Source organism: Paradesertivirga mongoliensis, assembly GCF_024436395.1.
In the GTDB taxonomy this organism is placed as follows: domain Bacteria; phylum Bacteroidota; class Bacteroidia; order Sphingobacteriales; family Sphingobacteriaceae; genus Paradesertivirga; species Paradesertivirga mongoliensis.
This window is the reverse complement of record NZ_JAFMZO010000003.1, coordinates 457,775-472,876: the sequence shown is the minus strand read 5'-3', so window position 1 is coordinate 472,876 and position 15,102 is coordinate 457,775. Positions and strand designations below refer to the sequence as shown.

15 protein-coding genes and 1 tRNA gene are annotated in these 15,102 nt (G+C 41.1%); 12 read left to right on the top strand and 4 right to left on the bottom strand.

Going from position 1 to position 15,102, the window contains the following annotated elements:
• Nucleotides 1-17 precede the first annotated feature (17 nt).
• The 4 genes from J3P43_RS13225 to J3P43_RS19760 all read left to right on the top strand — a co-directional run bounded on the left by J3P43_RS13225 (nt 18) and on the right by J3P43_RS19760 (nt 4,037).
• On the top strand, nt 18-2,456 hold the full coding sequence (locus J3P43_RS13225) for an MG2 domain-containing protein (protein WP_255903147.1): 2,439 nt from the start codon (nt 18-20) through the stop codon (nt 2,454-2,456).
• A 72-nt stretch (nt 2,457-2,528) separates the two neighbouring features.
• Nucleotides 2,529-3,173 carry a DUF2851 family protein gene (locus J3P43_RS13220; RefSeq protein WP_255903145.1) on the top strand — a complete coding sequence of 215 codons (645 nt, stop codon included), beginning with the start codon at nt 2,529-2,531 and terminating at the stop codon, nt 3,171-3,173.
• A 4-nt stretch (nt 3,174-3,177) separates the two neighbouring features.
• Complete coding sequence (locus J3P43_RS13215) at nt 3,178-3,810, top strand: DUF2851 family protein (protein WP_255903143.1); 633 nt, start codon at nt 3,178-3,180, stop codon at nt 3,808-3,810.
• Nucleotides 3,768-4,037, top strand: coding sequence for a PspC domain-containing protein (locus J3P43_RS19760; protein WP_439652058.1), 270 nt, complete (start codon nt 3,768-3,770; stop codon nt 4,035-4,037). Before J3P43_RS13215 ends, J3P43_RS19760 begins: the two co-directional genes overlap by 43 nt.
• Here the strand turns inward: J3P43_RS19760 and J3P43_RS13205 are convergent, their stop codons facing one another.
• Entirely contained in the window at nt 4,038-4,691 is a 654-nt protein-coding gene (locus tag J3P43_RS13205) for an ankyrin repeat domain-containing protein (protein WP_255903139.1), read from the bottom strand. It abuts the gene before it with no gap.
• A gap of 138 nt (nt 4,692-4,829) precedes the next feature.
• Between J3P43_RS13205 and J3P43_RS13200 the strand changes: the two genes are divergently transcribed.
• From J3P43_RS13200 to J3P43_RS13180, 5 genes are all read left to right on the top strand, one after another.
• Nucleotides 4,830-7,382, top strand: coding sequence for an FtsK/SpoIIIE family DNA translocase (locus tag J3P43_RS13200; RefSeq protein WP_255903137.1), 2,553 nt, complete (start codon nt 4,830-4,832; stop codon nt 7,380-7,382).
• A gap of 20 nt (nt 7,383-7,402) precedes the next feature.
• Complete coding sequence (gene lolA1, locus J3P43_RS13195) at nt 7,403-8,053, top strand: outer membrane lipoprotein periplasmic chaperone LolA1 (protein WP_255903135.1); 651 nt, start codon at nt 7,403-7,405, stop codon at nt 8,051-8,053.
• Between the two features lie 86 nt (nt 8,054-8,139).
• Nucleotides 8,140-8,415 (top strand): hypothetical protein, encoded by a 276-nt coding sequence (locus J3P43_RS13190; RefSeq protein ID WP_255903133.1) that lies wholly within the window; start codon nt 8,140-8,142, stop codon nt 8,413-8,415.
• Nucleotides 8,412-9,173: an MBL fold metallo-hydrolase gene (locus J3P43_RS13185; RefSeq protein WP_255903131.1), complete on the top strand. Its 762-nt coding sequence runs from the start codon at nt 8,412-8,414 to the stop codon at nt 9,171-9,173. The genes J3P43_RS13190 and J3P43_RS13185 overlap by 4 nt, the downstream gene beginning before the upstream one ends.
• 189 nt (nt 9,174-9,362) lie before the next feature.
• A complete protein-coding gene (locus J3P43_RS13180) occupies nt 9,363-10,475 on the top strand; it encodes a fatty acid desaturase family protein (protein WP_255903128.1) in 1,113 nt (370 codons plus the stop codon).
• Nucleotides 10,476-10,522: 47 nt separating this feature from the next.
• Here J3P43_RS13180 and J3P43_RS13175 read toward each other — a convergent pair.
• A tRNA-Leu gene (locus tag J3P43_RS13175) sits at nt 10,523-10,604 on the bottom strand.
• A 254-nt stretch (nt 10,605-10,858) separates the two neighbouring features.
• Here J3P43_RS13175 and J3P43_RS13170 point away from each other — a divergent pair.
• The 3 genes from J3P43_RS13170 (at nt 10,859) to J3P43_RS13160 (ending at nt 13,759) form a co-directional block, all read left to right on the top strand.
• Entirely contained in the window at nt 10,859-11,239 is a 381-nt protein-coding gene (locus tag J3P43_RS13170; protein ID WP_255903126.1) for a response regulator transcription factor, read from the top strand.
• Nucleotides 11,240-11,249: 10 nt separating this feature from the next.
• Nucleotides 11,250-12,395, top strand: a complete 1,146-nt coding sequence (locus J3P43_RS13165) for a HEAT repeat domain-containing protein (protein WP_255903124.1) — start codon at nt 11,250-11,252, stop codon at nt 12,393-12,395.
• A gap of 116 nt (nt 12,396-12,511) precedes the next feature.
• Nucleotides 12,512-13,759, top strand: coding sequence for a glycosyltransferase family 2 protein (locus J3P43_RS13160; protein ID WP_255903122.1), 1,248 nt, complete (start codon nt 12,512-12,514; stop codon nt 13,757-13,759).
• A gap of 7 nt (nt 13,760-13,766) precedes the next feature.
• Here the strand turns inward: J3P43_RS13160 and J3P43_RS13155 are convergent, their stop codons facing one another.
• Both J3P43_RS13155 and J3P43_RS13150 read right to left on the bottom strand, forming a co-directional pair.
• Nucleotides 13,767-14,093 carry a hypothetical protein gene (locus J3P43_RS13155; protein WP_255903120.1) on the bottom strand — a complete coding sequence of 109 codons (327 nt, stop codon included), beginning with the start codon at nt 14,091-14,093 and terminating at the stop codon, nt 13,767-13,769.
• Between the two features lie 80 nt (nt 14,094-14,173).
• Nucleotides 14,174-15,097, bottom strand: coding sequence for an AraC family transcriptional regulator (locus J3P43_RS13150; protein WP_255903118.1), 924 nt, complete (start codon nt 15,095-15,097; stop codon nt 14,174-14,176).
• Nucleotides 15,098-15,102 lie beyond the last annotated feature (5 nt).

Genomic DNA, 15,102 nt, shown 5'->3' with positions numbered 1-15,102 from the left:
GCGCTTTATATCTTTTTATGAAGCCATTTAAACCGTCACAATCAGTACTTTTTACCTTTTTCGTTTTTCTGTCCGGCTTAAGCTTTTCTCAAACTATTAAGCCTTCCGGGGCGAGTGTCACCTTGTTTTTTGAAAAGGTTTACCTGTTCACAGACCGGGATCATTATACTCCCGGCGACGACATCTGGTATAGCTCTTTCCTGGTAAACGCCCAGACAAACGTCTTAACCGAATCCAGTAATAATTTATATGTCGAGCTAATCTCTCCCGCATCGAAAATCATAGATCGGAAAATGATCCGGCTTGATAAGGGTTTAGGCAGGGGCGATTTTAAATTGGGCGATTCTATTCCCTCGGGAACCTATCGTTTACGGGCTTATACCAACTGGATGCGAAACTTTGGTGACAAATTTCTTTTTGAAAAGAATTTGACGGTGTACAGTCCCGATGAAACGGTTAGTAAAGCTGTAAGTTCTGCGAAATCGGACAGGATAAATTTCTTCCCGGAAGGCGGTTCCATGGTAGAGGGAGTGTCGGGGATTGTAGCATTTAAAGCGGAAAGTAATAGAGGCAAAGGCTTAGGTGCGACAGGAAACATACAGGCAGAAGATGGTACGGTGATCACCGCTTTAAACACCAGTTTTAATGGCATGGGACGTTTTTTACTCCAGCCAGAACCAGGAAAGAAATACCGGGCCGTCGGGACGTATAGTAATGGAAAAAGTTTTAATATTGAACTGCCGTCTGCGCTTGCAGCAGGTTACGGATTATATGTGAGGCAGGGCGATTCTATCTTTACGGTAACCATTAAAACCAACGAAAAAACCTACGCATCTTTAGCTAAAAAGGAAGTAGCCGTCGTAATAAAAAATAAGGGAAAGCTGGTTTCGACATTAATGCTGCCCTTAAGCGCTGTTCAGTCCTCTTTTCAAATTCCAAAACAGGGATTGCCTCCCGGGATAAGCTCTATAACCGTTTACGATTCTGCCGGGAGGCCCAACTGCGAGCGATTGATATTTATTGAAGGCACGGAAAGAGTGATTCTGGATTTGACCTCAAATAAAGCGGCCTACACAGCTAAAGAGAAAGCTGCTGTGAGAATAAAGGCCCTTGATGAAAAAGGTCAGCCCGTTAAGGCTCGTTTGTCTCTCTCTGTTGTAGATGCCGGCTTAATTCCTGAAGATACACAGGGAAATATAGCTACATATTTACATTTACAATCCGAATTGAAGGGGGATATCGAAAATGCAGCGCAATATTTTGACCCCAAAAATGAAAGCAGGAGAAGTCAATTAGATCTATTGTTATTATCTTCTGGCTGGAGAGATTTTTTGTGGAAGCAATTGGCAGATGAGAACTTAAGGATCGCTTATAATCCCGAAAAAGGAGTATCGGTAACCGGACGGGTAGAAACAAAATTCAGTGCCAAACCCGTCCCGAATTCGAACATTACTCTGACAGCATCTGGAGCCCGGGGCAACAAACTATTCGTTACGCAAACCGACGAATCAGGTAAGTTTTATGTAGATGGGATTAATTTGTATGGCTATCAGCCGGTGAAAATAACTTCGGTTAACTCTAAAGCAGTAAAGCAAGGGATTGTTTTTGTAGATACGGTAAGCGTTGGCCTGCTTCCTTCGATAAAGCCTCTCGAAATAGAGTCTGAAGCGTTGTTAGGAAGCGACCGGGTTGCAGAAATTGATCGCCGTAAAAATCTTTTGAAAAGGCAGAGCCTTTCTGATACACTACAACTGAATGAGGTTGTTATCAAATCCCAGAAAAAATCTCTTATACTTCGGGATTTGATCCTGACTGATTTTGGATATAAAGAGGAGGAATTTGTGATAAATTCCTCAGATCATGATTATACGGATCTCCGTCATTTTTTAACGCACCGCCTAAATTACAATAGTGCCGTGGTGAGCGATAATATACGCACGAACAGAGATAGCGGAACTACGGAAATGAAGCCAACTTATCCCAGGTTGATCGTAAATAACCGTGAAATGCCGTATACAGACCAGGATGCGCCAGAGTTAATTAAAGACTATATAGATGTGTATTTCGGACTTAGAATGTCTGATGTTAAATACGTGAAGGTTAAGAGAATGGTAGGCATGGATACTTATAGCGGAGGTTCCAAAGAAGTATATGTAGTGTATATTAATGTCAATATGAATGCAATTGGAGGATCGGAAGTAGGGGTTCTGACCAGAGATGTGCAGGGATATTATGATGCGCGAGTATTTTACGAACCCAATTATACTACTCCAAGTACTCGTCCTGATGTTCGCTCAACCATTCACTGGCAACCCTTGATTAATACCAATCACCTTGGTGAGGCTACAATATCCTATTTTAATGCCGACCCTAAATCTAAAATAAGGGTAATAGCCGAAGGGATTTCGGACAAAGGAGTTCCTTTTTCAGGGATTTTAAATTATGAGGTGCGATAGACGTCAATAATTTTGTGGCAGTGCATCTGGATAATTTATTTCCTTTGAGTCAATAAATTACTACTTTTAAGGATGCCTATCTATGAAGATTTCCTGTTTTACGTGTGGCAATTTAAAGTGTTTGACCAGCGTGAACTAAAAACTACCGATGGCCAGTTGGTAGAGTTGATTTATAACGGTGTTTTAAATAAGAATGCGGGTCCGGATTTTCAGGATGCTAAGTTGAGGATCGGGGGCACCGAGTGGGTTGGAAATATCGAGATACATATAAACTCCTCAGACTGGGATCGTCACCATCATCAAAGCGACCGTGCCTACAATAACGTAATTCTTCATGTGGTTTATCAGCACGATAAAGAGGTTCTCAGGAATGACGGTTCCGCCGTTCCCACACTAGAGCTAAAGAAGTTTATTTATCCCAACATCGAAAATCAGTACCAGGTTCTTATGCAGAACCTCAACTGGATTCCATGCGAAAAGCAAATTGCTAGGATCGAAGATCTGCATTTGGAAAGCTGGCTGCTCAGGATGCTTATAGAGCGACTCGAACAGCGGTCGCAGCAGTTTATAGAAATTTTAAACGAGTATAAGGGCAGTTGGGACGATGCATTTTATATTTCACTCGCCCGAAACTTCGGATTTAATACGAATGCGCTTCCATTCGAAATGCTCGCTCGCTCTCTGCCTCAGCAAATTCTAGCCAAACATAAAAAATAGCCCATTGCAAATTGAGGCTCTGGTGTTTGGGCAGGCCGGGTTTCTCGAAGAGGATCTAAAAGACGACTTTCAGGAAAAGCTTCGTAAGGAATATACTTTTTTGAGGCTTAAATATAATCTAAAGCCTGTCGACCGTTATTTGTGGAAGTTTTTAAGGCTTCGCCCTCAGAATTTCCCTACTTTACGTCTGGCCCAGTTTTCAGCACTTGTTGTTAAGTCGAGTCATCTTTTTTCTAAAGTATTAGAAATCAAAAACTCCAAGGGGATATTTGCTCTATTCGAAAACCTGCCAGTTTCATCTTATTGGGAGTCGCATTACAGGTTCGGGAAGGACGCTGAGGGCGTAAGTGTTCAACTGGGGAATTCCTCTATCGATAATATTTTATTGAATTCTGTGGCTCTCAGCTTGTTTTCATATGGGAAGTATACGGGGAGTGAAGATATAAGGGATAGAGCAGTTAACCTTCTCGAAACAATCCCGTTTGAATCGAACCAGATCACTAAGCGTTTTGTAGAGATCGGTGTAAAGAAGGGCAACGCCGACCGGTCGCAAGCCCTGCTTCATTTGAAAAAAAGCTATTGTGATTTAAAAAAATGCTTAAATTGTGCAGTTGGTACAAAAATTGTAAACCCTTAATTGATATGCTGCAGAAAATACTAGTCTATTTTGAAAAACAGTCGTTTGGGGTCTGTACTTATATTGGAGAACGATTTGCAATGTCGACCTCTAAAATAAGACTGTTTTTTATTTACACTTCTGTCTTATCGGTAGGATTTCCTATAATCTTCTATTTCTTTGCTGCCTTTGTTCTGGGATTCAAAAATTACGTAAAACGAATCCGAACTACCATCTGGGATTTCTAGTCAGGATAAAATCTTTGCCAGTTCACTGAAGCCGGCAGAAGACGCCATTTGCGAAGGTGTTTTTCCGTCTTCAGTCCTTGCGTTAACACTCGCGCCGGCTTCAAGCAGTAAAATGATCAGCTCTATGTTTCCGTGGTGTGCTGCAGAATGCAGAGGGGTAATGCCCGACACTTGTTTTACATTAACGTCAGCTCCTGCCTCCAGGAGGATTTTTGTAATGTCGGCATTGTTGGCTGCCACAGCCGAATGAATAGGGTAAACATTGTAGCCATTTTGCGATGGCGTATTTACTTCGGCACCTTTCAGCAGAAGATATCTTGCAGACTCTTCATGACCAAAATAGCAAGCCAGCCCCAGGGGCGTAAAGCCGTCATCAGAAAAAGTATTGATTAAGTGTGGCGTTGTGTAAATGTTATTGGCAAGGCTGTCGAACTTGCCTACTGCAGCAGATTCATAGATATCGGGATTTTTCACAAATCCTAAAATAGTGTCAGAAATTTCTGGTTTTTTATAATAACAGGAGAGAAGCAGGGGCGATACATTTAAGCTGGTCTTTCCCTGGGCAAGGGCAGGCTTCAGGCCCAATAATTCCTTCAATGCAGCGTTATTGCCTGTTTGGATGTATTCTTCAACTAAATATTCTTCCTCGTTCATGTTTAATATCACTAAATTAGTATTTATATTTCTTCCACGAAATCAATCTTCCCTTATTAGAAGAATTTTAGCATGCCAGGTGGATGCGGATAGGAGATATACATTATATTTGTCAGGGATAATACCATCAAGAAATAAATGCCTGTAAAAGGAAATCAATTTAGAACCAATAGCTTTAAAGATGAGCTGCCGCCTAAATCAGCAGCTAAAGCGAGGGTTACAGCAGCGAAAGAGAGAAGTGAAATATTGCCAAAGTTCAATTTTGATGATGGTAGAATTATAAAAATAGCGGGTCTGTTTTTTTTGATCCTATCCATCTATTTTCTGGTTGCGTTCACATCCTATCTATTCACCTGGCAGGAAGATCAAAGCTATGTAATTGACTCGAACGGTGGCTGGAGTAACTTGTTTAGAAATTCGGAAGAGCTCGAAAAAGCCGGTGTGGTTAATCCGGTGGTAGAAAACTGGCTCGGAAAATTCGGTGCATTACTTTCTCACCAATTTATTTATGAGTGGTTTGGGATAGCTTCCTTTATTTTTATAGCGGTTTTTTTCATTATCGGATATCGCCTGTTATTTAAGATCCGGGTAGCTTCGATCACAAAAACACTTGCATATTCTTTCTTTCTTCTCGTTTTCGGTTCTGTTACCTTAGCGTTCTTCCATGCATTCACTTCCGATTTTCCTCATTTCCTTGAAGGGGAGTTTGGTTTTTGGACCAATCGCTTATTGCAGGCTCAAATTGGAAATACGGGTATTGCAGGTTTACTCGCTTTTGCGGGACTGTCGGCGCTGATTGTAGCCTATAATATTGACTTCAAACTGCCTTCGAAGGAGGAACGAGAGGAGGCTTTCGTCCCAGTGGTGCCGGATGAATCTGAAGAAATTGAGATCGAAGACGATTTCAGAACACAGCCGGTTGAATTTCCTTTAAACAGGCGGGAGCAGGTAGCCGAACCTAAAACCCAAGCCAGCCAGCTGAAGCAGGAACGGATAATTCCTCCTGTTGAACTGGAAACCGATATTGAGCAAGAGGTGCTTATCCCAAGGGCACCGGTCGCAGAGGCAGCGGCCGCAAGTTTGAGTTTAAATGTTCAAAGATCGGAGCCTGAGTTAACAATCAATAAAACAGAAGATGAAAAGAAAGCAGATGACCTGGTTCAGCAATTCGGCCAGTACGACCCAAAGCTTGATTTGTCTTCTTATCAGTATCCCACCCTCGAGCTTTTAGAGAATTATGGTTCCAATAAAATATCAGTAAATACTGATGAGCTGGAAGCCAACAAAAATAAGATTGTTGAGACGCTGAACCATTACAATATCGAAATCGATAAAATAAAAGCAACGATTGGTCCCACGGTTACTTTATATGAGATTATTCCTGCACCGGGTGTTAGGATTTCAAAAATTAAGAACCTTGAAGACGATATTGCTTTAAGTTTAGCTGCTTTGGGAATCAGAATCATTGCTCCAATGCCAGGAAAAGGAACTATTGGAATTGAAGTTCCCAATCAGCATCCTGAAATGGTTTCTATGCGTTCGGTACTGGCAACAGATAAGTTCCAGAACACCACCATGGATTTGCCGATCGCATTGGGCAAAACGATCTCGAATGAAGTTTTTATCGCTGATTTAGCCAAAATGCCGCATTTGCTTGTTGCAGGTGCTACTGGTCAGGGAAAATCGGTGGGGATAAACTGTATCCTTGCATCTCTGCTTTATAGAAAGCATCCGTCTGAGCTGAAATTTGTGCTGGTAGATCCAAAAAAGGTGGAGCTCACTTTATTCAGAAAAATCGAACGTCATTTTCTTGCAAAGCTTCCCGGCGAAGAAGATGCGATCATAACCGATACAAAGAAGGTTATCAATACTTTAAACTCACTTTGTATTGAAATGGACCAGCGTTATGACCTGCTAAAAAACGGGCAGGTGCGAAATTTGAAAGAATATAATTCAAAATTTATCAATCGCAAATTAAACCCTGAGGAGGGTCACAGGTTCTTACCATTTATAGTATTGGTTGTAGATGAGTTTGCAGATTTGATGATGACAGCAGGAAAAGAGGTAGAAACACCGATAGCACGATTGGCACAGCTGGCCCGGGCGGTGGGTATTCACCTTGTAATTGCAACACAACGTCCGTCTGTAAATATCATCACAGGAACTATTAAGGCAAACTTTCCGGCCAGATTAGCGTTCCGCGTATTATCAAAAATTGACTCAAGAACAATTTTAGATACCGGTGGGGCCGATCAGCTGATAGGAAGAGGTGATATGCTGTTTTCTACCGGAAATGATTTGATACGACTTCAATGTGCGTTTGTCGACACCCCGGAGGTAGAGCGGATCTCAGATTTTATCGGAAATCAGAGAGGATACTCATCGGCCTGGATGTTGCCGGAATATGTGGATGAAAACGGTGAAGGTGGCAGCATCAAAGATTTCGATCCGGATGACCGAGATTCGCTGTTTGAAGATGCTGCACGACTGATTGTTATGCATCAGCAGGGCTCCACGTCTCTCATCCAGCGAAAGCTGAAACTTGGTTATAACAGGGCCGGTCGCCTTATTGATCAGTTAGAGGCTGCAGGAGTTGTTGGACCGTTTGAGGGAAGTAAAGCACGAGAAGTTCTATTGCCCGACGATTATGCGCTGGAACAGTTTCTGGACAACCTTAACAAGAAACAGTAGTTACACTTAGTTAGAAGAAGATGAAAAGATTTGTGATAAGTGCCATGTTAATGGTTGGATTTGCAGTGAGCGTAATGGCCCAAACTGATGCAAAAGCCAGAGCAATTTTGGCAGAAGTAAGTAAGAAATATCGCTCTTATGATGTTATAAAAACCGATTTTACTTTTACCCTGGAAAATCCCCAGGCTAAATTGAAAGATACCCAAACTGGTACACTTTACGCTAAAGCAAAGAGTAATAAATACAAGGTGGTGTTGAAATCGCAGGAGCTGATAAGCGACGGTAAAAATCAGTGGACGTATTCGAAAGCAGATAGAGAGGTTCAGCTAAGTGAAGTTGACAACAGTTTGAATGCGTTAAATCCCGCACAAATCTTTACCATGTACGAAAAGGGGTTTAAATATTTCTATAGTGGCGAAAAGAGGGTTAATAATCGGTCGGTACATGTAATCGATCTAACTCCGACAGATATTAAGCGCTCATTTTTTAAAGTACGTCTCAATATCGATAAGATAACCAAGCGAATAAGCAACGCTGTTATTTTCGACAAGAATGGTAATCGCTATACTTATCTTATCAGAACATTTACACCGAACGTAAAAATACCGGAATCGATCTTTGCATTCGATGCGAAAAAGTATCCGGGGGTCGAGGTGGTAGATTTACGTTAAAAAAAAGAAAAATTAAAAGTAAAAGGCGATGATAACACATCGCTTTTTTTATATTTCGGGCTGGTTAGTCTTTTTACTTTTTAAATATGTCCCTGTCTTATACGCAACATACCTTAGAAAAACTTGAGCAGTTGCTCAAAAGCCTTGAGTATAAAGTTCGGTACGAGAAAGGCAGCTTTAAAACTGGCGCCTGTATTCTTGAGAGCAGCAAGGTGGTTGTGGTAAATAAATTCTCAAATATCGAGAGTAAGATCAATTCGCTGGCAGAACTTATTCAAAACATTCAGGCGGATGAAAATATGCTTGATGAAAAGCAGAAACAGTTTCTTTACGTATTAAAACAAACCTCTCTGCAACTGTGAAAGTAACTTTTTTAGGGACAGGAACCTCGCAGGGGATACCAGTAATTGCCTGCGATTGTAAGGTATGTACATCAACATCGCCTTTCGATACGCGCCTTAGGGTTTCTGTATTGATTGAAGTGGATGGGAAAACCTTTGTGATTGATACCGGTCCGGATTTTCGATATCAGATGCTGAGAGCCAGGGTAAAGCAGCTTGATGGTATTTTCATAACCCATGAACATAAAGACCATGTAGCCGGGCTTGACGATGTCAGAGCTTTTAACTACCGCCAGAAAAAAGCTATGAATGTGTATGCCCATAAGCGTGTACACGAAACACTAGAACGGGAGTTTCATTATGCATTCGCAGATTTTAAATATCCGGGAGTGCCGCTAATAAATTTAAATGAAATATCGTCCGCGCCGTTCGAGGTTGAGGGGGTATCTATAATTCCGATCGAGGTGATGCATTATTTGCTGCCTGTGTATGGCTTTCGGATTAATGATTTTACCTATATCACCGACGCAAAAACCATTGGTGAGCAGGAACGGGAAAAAATAAAGGGATCGAAGGTTTTGGTGATCAATGCTTTACAAAAAGAGAAACATATATCTCATTTTACCCTTGAGGAGGCTATCTCTTTTGCCCAGGAGATGGAAATTGAGACAACTTATCTGACTCATATCAGTCATAACATGGGTAGGCATGAAGACGTGAGTGAAGAATTGCCGCCAGGAATTAAATTTGCATTCGACGGGCTTGTTATAGAACCTTAAGTTGTTTTTTGTGTTAACAGGAGGAAGGGTTTTTCCGCCATATTAGTAGTTTAATCCCCATCTTTTAGTATCATTGTGTTTGCGGCGTTAAATCTTTATAAAACGATTCGTCGTATATAACGGAAAGCGATTTTTCTGGGTGCAATGTTTCCTGATCGTTCACGTTTAAGTAAGTATCTAATTAAAATTATGACCAAAGTCTCTTTCAACAGTCAAAACACACTATTTTATAACACATTAAAAAGTAAGGTTGACAACTATTTTATTTCTAACAATTTGTGTGTGTCCGGCGGATGGAGATTGTTTTTTAAAAGCTTGTTTTTAATTGCCTCATTGGTAGGCCTGTACGTAACTCTGGTGTTTTTTACACCTAATGTTTGGGTTTCGGTGCTTTTATGTTGTTTTTTGGGGCTCACTTTTGCCGCTATTGGTTTCAATATTATGCACGAAGGCGGGCACGGAAGTTTCTCGAAAAATAAGATCCTTAATGCATTTGGCGCTTATTCTCTCAATATTATGGGAGGTACCATTTACTTCTGGAAACAAAAACATAACATTAATCATCACACCTATACCAATATAGACGGTATGGATCATGATATCGATATTAAGTTTATGCGTATGCATTCCGAACAGGAAAAGCATGGTTATCATAAGTATCAGCATCTCTATTGGGTGGTTCTTTATGGCATTTCGTATATGGCCTGGATCTTATTCCAGGACTTTGAGAAGTATTTTACCCAAAAAATGGGGCCTAAAGATTCTCCCCGCAAAATGGCTTTTCAGGAGCATTTGATATTTTGGAGTACCAAAGTGTTTTACGTAAGCGTGTATTTAGTTATACCGATGCTTATGGTAGGTGTTCTTCCAACTATTGCAGGTTTTCTTATCGCCGGCTTTGTATGCGGCTATAGTATCAGTATAGTTTTTCAACTGGCTCACGTGATAGAAGGTACACAGTTTCCTGTACCGCATCCGGCTACGAATAAAATTGAAGAAGAATGGGCGGTTCATCAGGTAACAACAACAGCTAACTTTGCAACCCGGAGTAAATTGGTTTCATGGTTTGTTGGCGGACTTAACTTCCAGGTGGAGCATCATTTATTTCCACGCATTAGCCATATCCATTATCCCCAGATAAATAAATTCGTTATTGAAACTTGTAAAGAGTTTAATGTAAGATATATTGAGCATCCTACAGTGTTGAGTGCCTTTGTATCTCATTTGACTCATATAAAGAATCTTGGAGATCCGGTAGGAGCGACTTTTAAAACTCCGGCTTATCAGCCTCAGGAAGCTTAGGCTGGATAAAAAATTAAAAAGGGGAAAGAAATTCCCCCTTTTTTTTGTGCCCGAGACTGGATTCGAACCAGCACGCCTTGCAGCGCTACCACCTCAAGGTAGTGCGTCTACCAATTTCGCCACCCGGGCAGCGTGCAAATATAGTAAGTAGGATCATCTTTTCCAGTCTGGAATCAATGTATTTTTTTTGATAATTCTGGCGCTGTCTTTGGCGGGAATTTGTGGTACATATTGAGGAGATTGTTGCATTGTGGAATTTATTCTCTTTTCTGCTGATAACCTGCCGGATAGCTTTTTTTTGCCCTAAAGATGATATATAGGTCAAAATCTAAACATACACTGCTTGGTAGTATTTTTGCATTATATTGCGAAATGCTTCAAAGATGACTAAGGTTCTTATTATAGAAGATGAAGAGCTGATGATTAAAGCTCTTGAGTTTCGCCTAAAAAAGGATGGATATGACGTTCATCTTGCTAGGGATGGTGCGCAGGGAATTGAGAAATTAAACTCAGATTCCTTTGACCTGGTTATTACTGATATCATGATGCCTTTTGTAAGTGGATTGGAAGTAGTGAGCCATATCAAGAGCAATCCAATGATGAAGGAAACGCCTGTGATTGTGCTTTCTTCAATAGGATTAGAAAGAGTGGTTATGGAAGCATTTGAACTGGGAGTGGACGATTTTATCACAAAGCCCTTCAATCTGGGGGAGCTGGTGATAAGAGTCAAAAAATTTGTAAGACAAAAAGACGTTTTTAACTGAGACCGGATTAATGGGTATAGAGTTCTCGGTTAGCAATTACTTGCATGATTTATATATATCCCGTCTCTCATCTCACCCCTTATACATCTTTCTATCTTTATTTATAGCTTTATTCTGCGTTATCGGTATCGCAGAAGTTCTCATCTATATCTTTTTCCGCCGCGGTAAGGAGTTTTACAAACGAAAGCGGGACGCCGATCTGAAAGAACGAATCATTACCATGCTGGCTAATATTCTGGTATTTAATGATCACGATGATCCTAAAGTTGTAGTTTCTCATTTCCTCCCTCGTTTCTCGCGCCTGCCTTTATATCGTAAGTCTATCAGAAAAATATTGGTGGCCGAATTGTCAAATAACCACGCTAATTTCAGCGGCCGAAGCGCCGAAGTGCTTACAGAACTTTATTTGCAGTTGAATCTTGACAAAAGAGCACGCAAAAATCTCAACAGCCGGCAGTGGGATAAGCAGATTGAGGCCATTCGCGAGCTGACAGAGATGTCGATTAAAGATGAGTGCGACAAAGTGCTCAAATTTACCGATGCTAAACACCCGCAGCTCCGTATAGAAGCACAAATTGCATTCGTTAAGTTATGTGCCGACAACCCTTTTCGTTTCTTAGATACTGTTAAAGAGCCTATTCTGGACTGGCACCAGCTTATTTTGTTCGAGGTGATTACAAAAGCCGAAACAATGGCGCGTCCCCGGTTTGCGTATTGGTTAAACTCAGCCAATGATTCTGTAGTATCTTTTTGCCTCAAATTTGTAGAATATTACCAGCAATTTGATGCTTTACCAAATCTTATTTATCTGTTAAATCACTACAACCTGAAAATCCGCGGCGCGGCAATTGAAATATTAGGACGTATGGAAGCAGAAATGGCCGAGAGCCATCTGGTAGCCGTGTATCCTCATCAGCCACAAAAAATAAAAGAAAAAATTCTAAATACCCTAGGATTGATTGCATCAGGCGGATGTTTATCTTTCCTTACCTCTCAGGCTAAAAGTAAAGAGTTTCCGCTTCGCTTGGCCGCTTTACGAGCAATAAAGGCACACAGGAAGGATGGCCGGGAAATGTTAGACACCCTGTACAATGAAGGGGTATTACAGGACCGGGCGATTATTAAACACATTTTAGATGGAAGGATTAAAGCATAGTGTGGGTCTTTACAATTGAAGCGATAGTAAATAACAGCATTTTCTTTTATGCGTTATTACTGATCTTAATATGTTTGGGCTATGTACTCATATCTTCTATAGAACTTGGCAGATACATGAGGAGGAATAACTATGCGTCGTATCGCGAGTTGCTGATATCTCGCCATGCGCCTTGTGTTTCTGTTATTTCGCCCGTTGCTAACATTCAGGACGATGTTGTGGATCATGTCAGGGCGCTCTTGGCCTTGCAGTATAACAACTTTGATATCATTGTAGTAAACGATGGAAGCACGGATAATACACTGCAAAACCTAAGAGACTTTTACCAGCTCGAAGCCGTTGATTTTGTTAGTTATGAGCAAATAAAAACGCAGCCGGTTCAGGCATACTATAAATCCCGGAATCTGGCATTTTCTAAGCTTACCGTGATTGACAAGGCGCGCGGCGGCGAGCCTGACTCCTTAAATGCCGGTTTGAATGCATCGCAGAGCGACTTGGTTCTATGTATTGAAACGCACTGCGTTCTTGATAAGAATTCCCTGCTTAAGCTGGTGAAGCCGTTTCTTGAAGAAAAGACACGGGTAATTGCAGTCGGCGCCGCGGTGCACGTCGCAAACTCGGGCGGGCGCCATAAGGGCCATCTGCTAAGCACCAGTTTTCCTAAAAAACTGCTTCCCGCTTTCCAGGCAATTGAATACTTTAAATCATATTTACTGGAACGTCTTACCTGGAGCCGTTTAAACGGGATCCACCCGATTTCGGGGGCAGTCGGATTATTTGATAAGGAGATCCTGACGGAGTGCGGAGGATATAGCACTAAAACTTCAAAAGAAGGATTTGAACTTATGGTGCGTATGAGTAAATATATGCACGACAATAACTTAAAATATCGGACAGTGTATATTCCAGATCCTCTTTGCTGGATACAGGCACCGGCGCGTTTTTCGGCCCTGAGTAAGCAGAAGAACGCCTGGGCGAGAGGTAATTTTCAGACTTTTTGGCTGCACAGGGACTTATTTTTTAACCGCAAATATGGCTCCCTGGGGCTAATTAATTTTCCTTTCTTGTTTTTCTTAGAAGGTATTATTCCTCTTATGAAATTACTTGGGGTACTTGTTATAAGCGGTTTAGTCTTTACAGGCCAGGTTAACCGGGAGTATCTTGGGTTATTATTAGCGATGATTTATCTTTTCGCGGTGTTTTTATCGGCGGTTTCGGTATTGTTTGAGGAGAGATCGTACCGGCCGTATTCTTCATTACGGGATATCAGCAAAATATTAGTCCTTATTTTTATTGCGCCCCTTATTTATCATCCGCTCACGGTTTACTGGAAAATAGCTGCTCTTGTGCGTTTAAGGCAATAGCAAATGTCTATTTGAAAAAGAGTTTATCGTGGTCAGGGTCTGAGAGGCTTGGATTTTCTGCCAGTATCTCCATTTTAGGATTATCAATATAATCTGCATACCATCTTATCGCTTCAATTACCAGCAAGGGATCCGACCCATCGTAACCCACCGTCTCGAAGGCAAGAAGTTCTCCATTATCATTCCCATAAAACTGCAGTTCCGAAGGTTCAGGTTCATATTTGTCTTTACTCAAGCAATATACTCTAACCTTTAAATCACCATCGCGATGACGTATTACGTCTCTGCAATCGTCATGAGAATCCTTTACCAAAAGAAATATTGATTGGTCCATAACAGCTATAATAAGAATTAACTGCCAGAATCAACAAATGTTTGTGCTTAAAAACGTAAAAATTAGCCTCAAATGGCTGTTTAAACACTTAATGAGTGAGAACCAGAGGAGTAAAGATTTGGTGTTCTGCCGGCAGGATGTTTCTGTTTCAGATAAGTGTGCTGATAGCCCTGTGGAGTATAGCCAGTTATGCTTTTAAAGTTTTTATGAAAACAGGAGAAATTGTTGAATCCCGATTCGAAACACACTTGTTTGATGCTTTGAGTGTTGTCAAGCAGCAGCTTACAGGCATACCCAATTCTTATTTCGAGCAGAAATTGGTTATACGTTTTTCCTGTTCGGGTTTTAAAATATCTGCAAAAGGAGTTTGGTATTAAACCGGTTATCGCAGCAACCTCCCTTAACTCAATCTTTTTCATGAAATTTTTTAGCGTGAAGTTGTAAATTGCGTTTAAGCGTTCATTTTCCGAATCGTATTCATGATAACGGAAACCAATTGAAGAAAGCAGGGTTAAATGTTCTACTTCGGCAAGAGCCGATAAACATTCCATCAGTGAAATAATTCTTTTAAAGCCGCTTGATTGCTTCACTTTGCCCATCAGGGTGATAACGTGTTCAGCTTCTTTCCCTGATACTAAAACACCTTGTTGTGCTTTTTCGATCAGAATCTTCAGCTCACGGCTTTCTGGTAAATGTAAAAACCGCTCGCCAATAAAATTCTCCTCGAAATGAATCACCGTTGAGTAAGGCAGGTGCTTTTCTGTGTCAACTAAGTATTCGTCGAACATCCAATAATGGGGGAGGTTGGAGCCAAGCATAACTACGTCGCCGGCTGCGAATTTTTTTATATGGTCGCCTATAAACTGCGTTCCTCCACCTTTATGGAAGCAGATCAGTTCTATTTCGGGATGATAATGCCACCTGCTATTGATGTTGGGGATGTCCTGGCGAACACTAAAAGATGTAACCGGCTGATGAGTGATCTTTAGTAATTGTGGCTTCATTGTGA

What these genes read in the sequence shown, in the direction of transcription:
- J3P43_RS13200 (WP_255903137.1), top strand. Translation starts at nt 4,830, where the DNA reads ATGCCTGTAAAAGGAAATCAATTTAGAACCAATAGCTTTAAAGATGAG.
- J3P43_RS13165 (WP_255903124.1), top strand. Translation starts at nt 11,250, where the DNA reads ATGGGTATAGAGTTCTCGGTTAGCAATTACTTGCATGATTTATATATA.
- J3P43_RS13150 (WP_255903118.1), bottom strand. Translation starts at nt 15,097, where the DNA reads ATGAAGCCACAATTACTAAAGATCACTCATCAGCCGGTTACATCTTTT.
- J3P43_RS19760 (WP_439652058.1), top strand. Translation starts at nt 3,768, where the DNA reads ATGCTTAAATTGTGCAGTTGGTACAAAAATTGTAAACCCTTAATTGAT.
- J3P43_RS13205 (WP_255903139.1), bottom strand. Translation starts at nt 4,691, where the DNA reads ATGAACGAGGAAGAATATTTAGTTGAAGAATACATCCAAACAGGCAAT.
- J3P43_RS13220 (WP_255903145.1), top strand. Translation starts at nt 2,529, where the DNA reads ATGCCTATCTATGAAGATTTCCTGTTTTACGTGTGGCAATTTAAAGTG.
- J3P43_RS13170 (WP_255903126.1), top strand. Translation starts at nt 10,859, where the DNA reads ATGACTAAGGTTCTTATTATAGAAGATGAAGAGCTGATGATTAAAGCT.
- J3P43_RS13180 (WP_255903128.1), top strand. Translation starts at nt 9,363, where the DNA reads ATGACCAAAGTCTCTTTCAACAGTCAAAACACACTATTTTATAACACA.
- J3P43_RS13225 (WP_255903147.1), top strand. Translation starts at nt 18, where the DNA reads ATGAAGCCATTTAAACCGTCACAATCAGTACTTTTTACCTTTTTCGTT.
- lolA1 (WP_255903135.1), top strand. Translation starts at nt 7,403, where the DNA reads ATGAAAAGATTTGTGATAAGTGCCATGTTAATGGTTGGATTTGCAGTG.
- J3P43_RS13160 (WP_255903122.1), top strand. Translation starts at nt 12,512, where the DNA reads ATGAGGAGGAATAACTATGCGTCGTATCGCGAGTTGCTGATATCTCGC.
- J3P43_RS13190 (WP_255903133.1), top strand. Translation starts at nt 8,140, where the DNA reads ATGTCCCTGTCTTATACGCAACATACCTTAGAAAAACTTGAGCAGTTG.
- J3P43_RS13155 (WP_255903120.1), bottom strand. Translation starts at nt 14,093, where the DNA reads ATGGACCAATCAATATTTCTTTTGGTAAAGGATTCTCATGACGATTGC.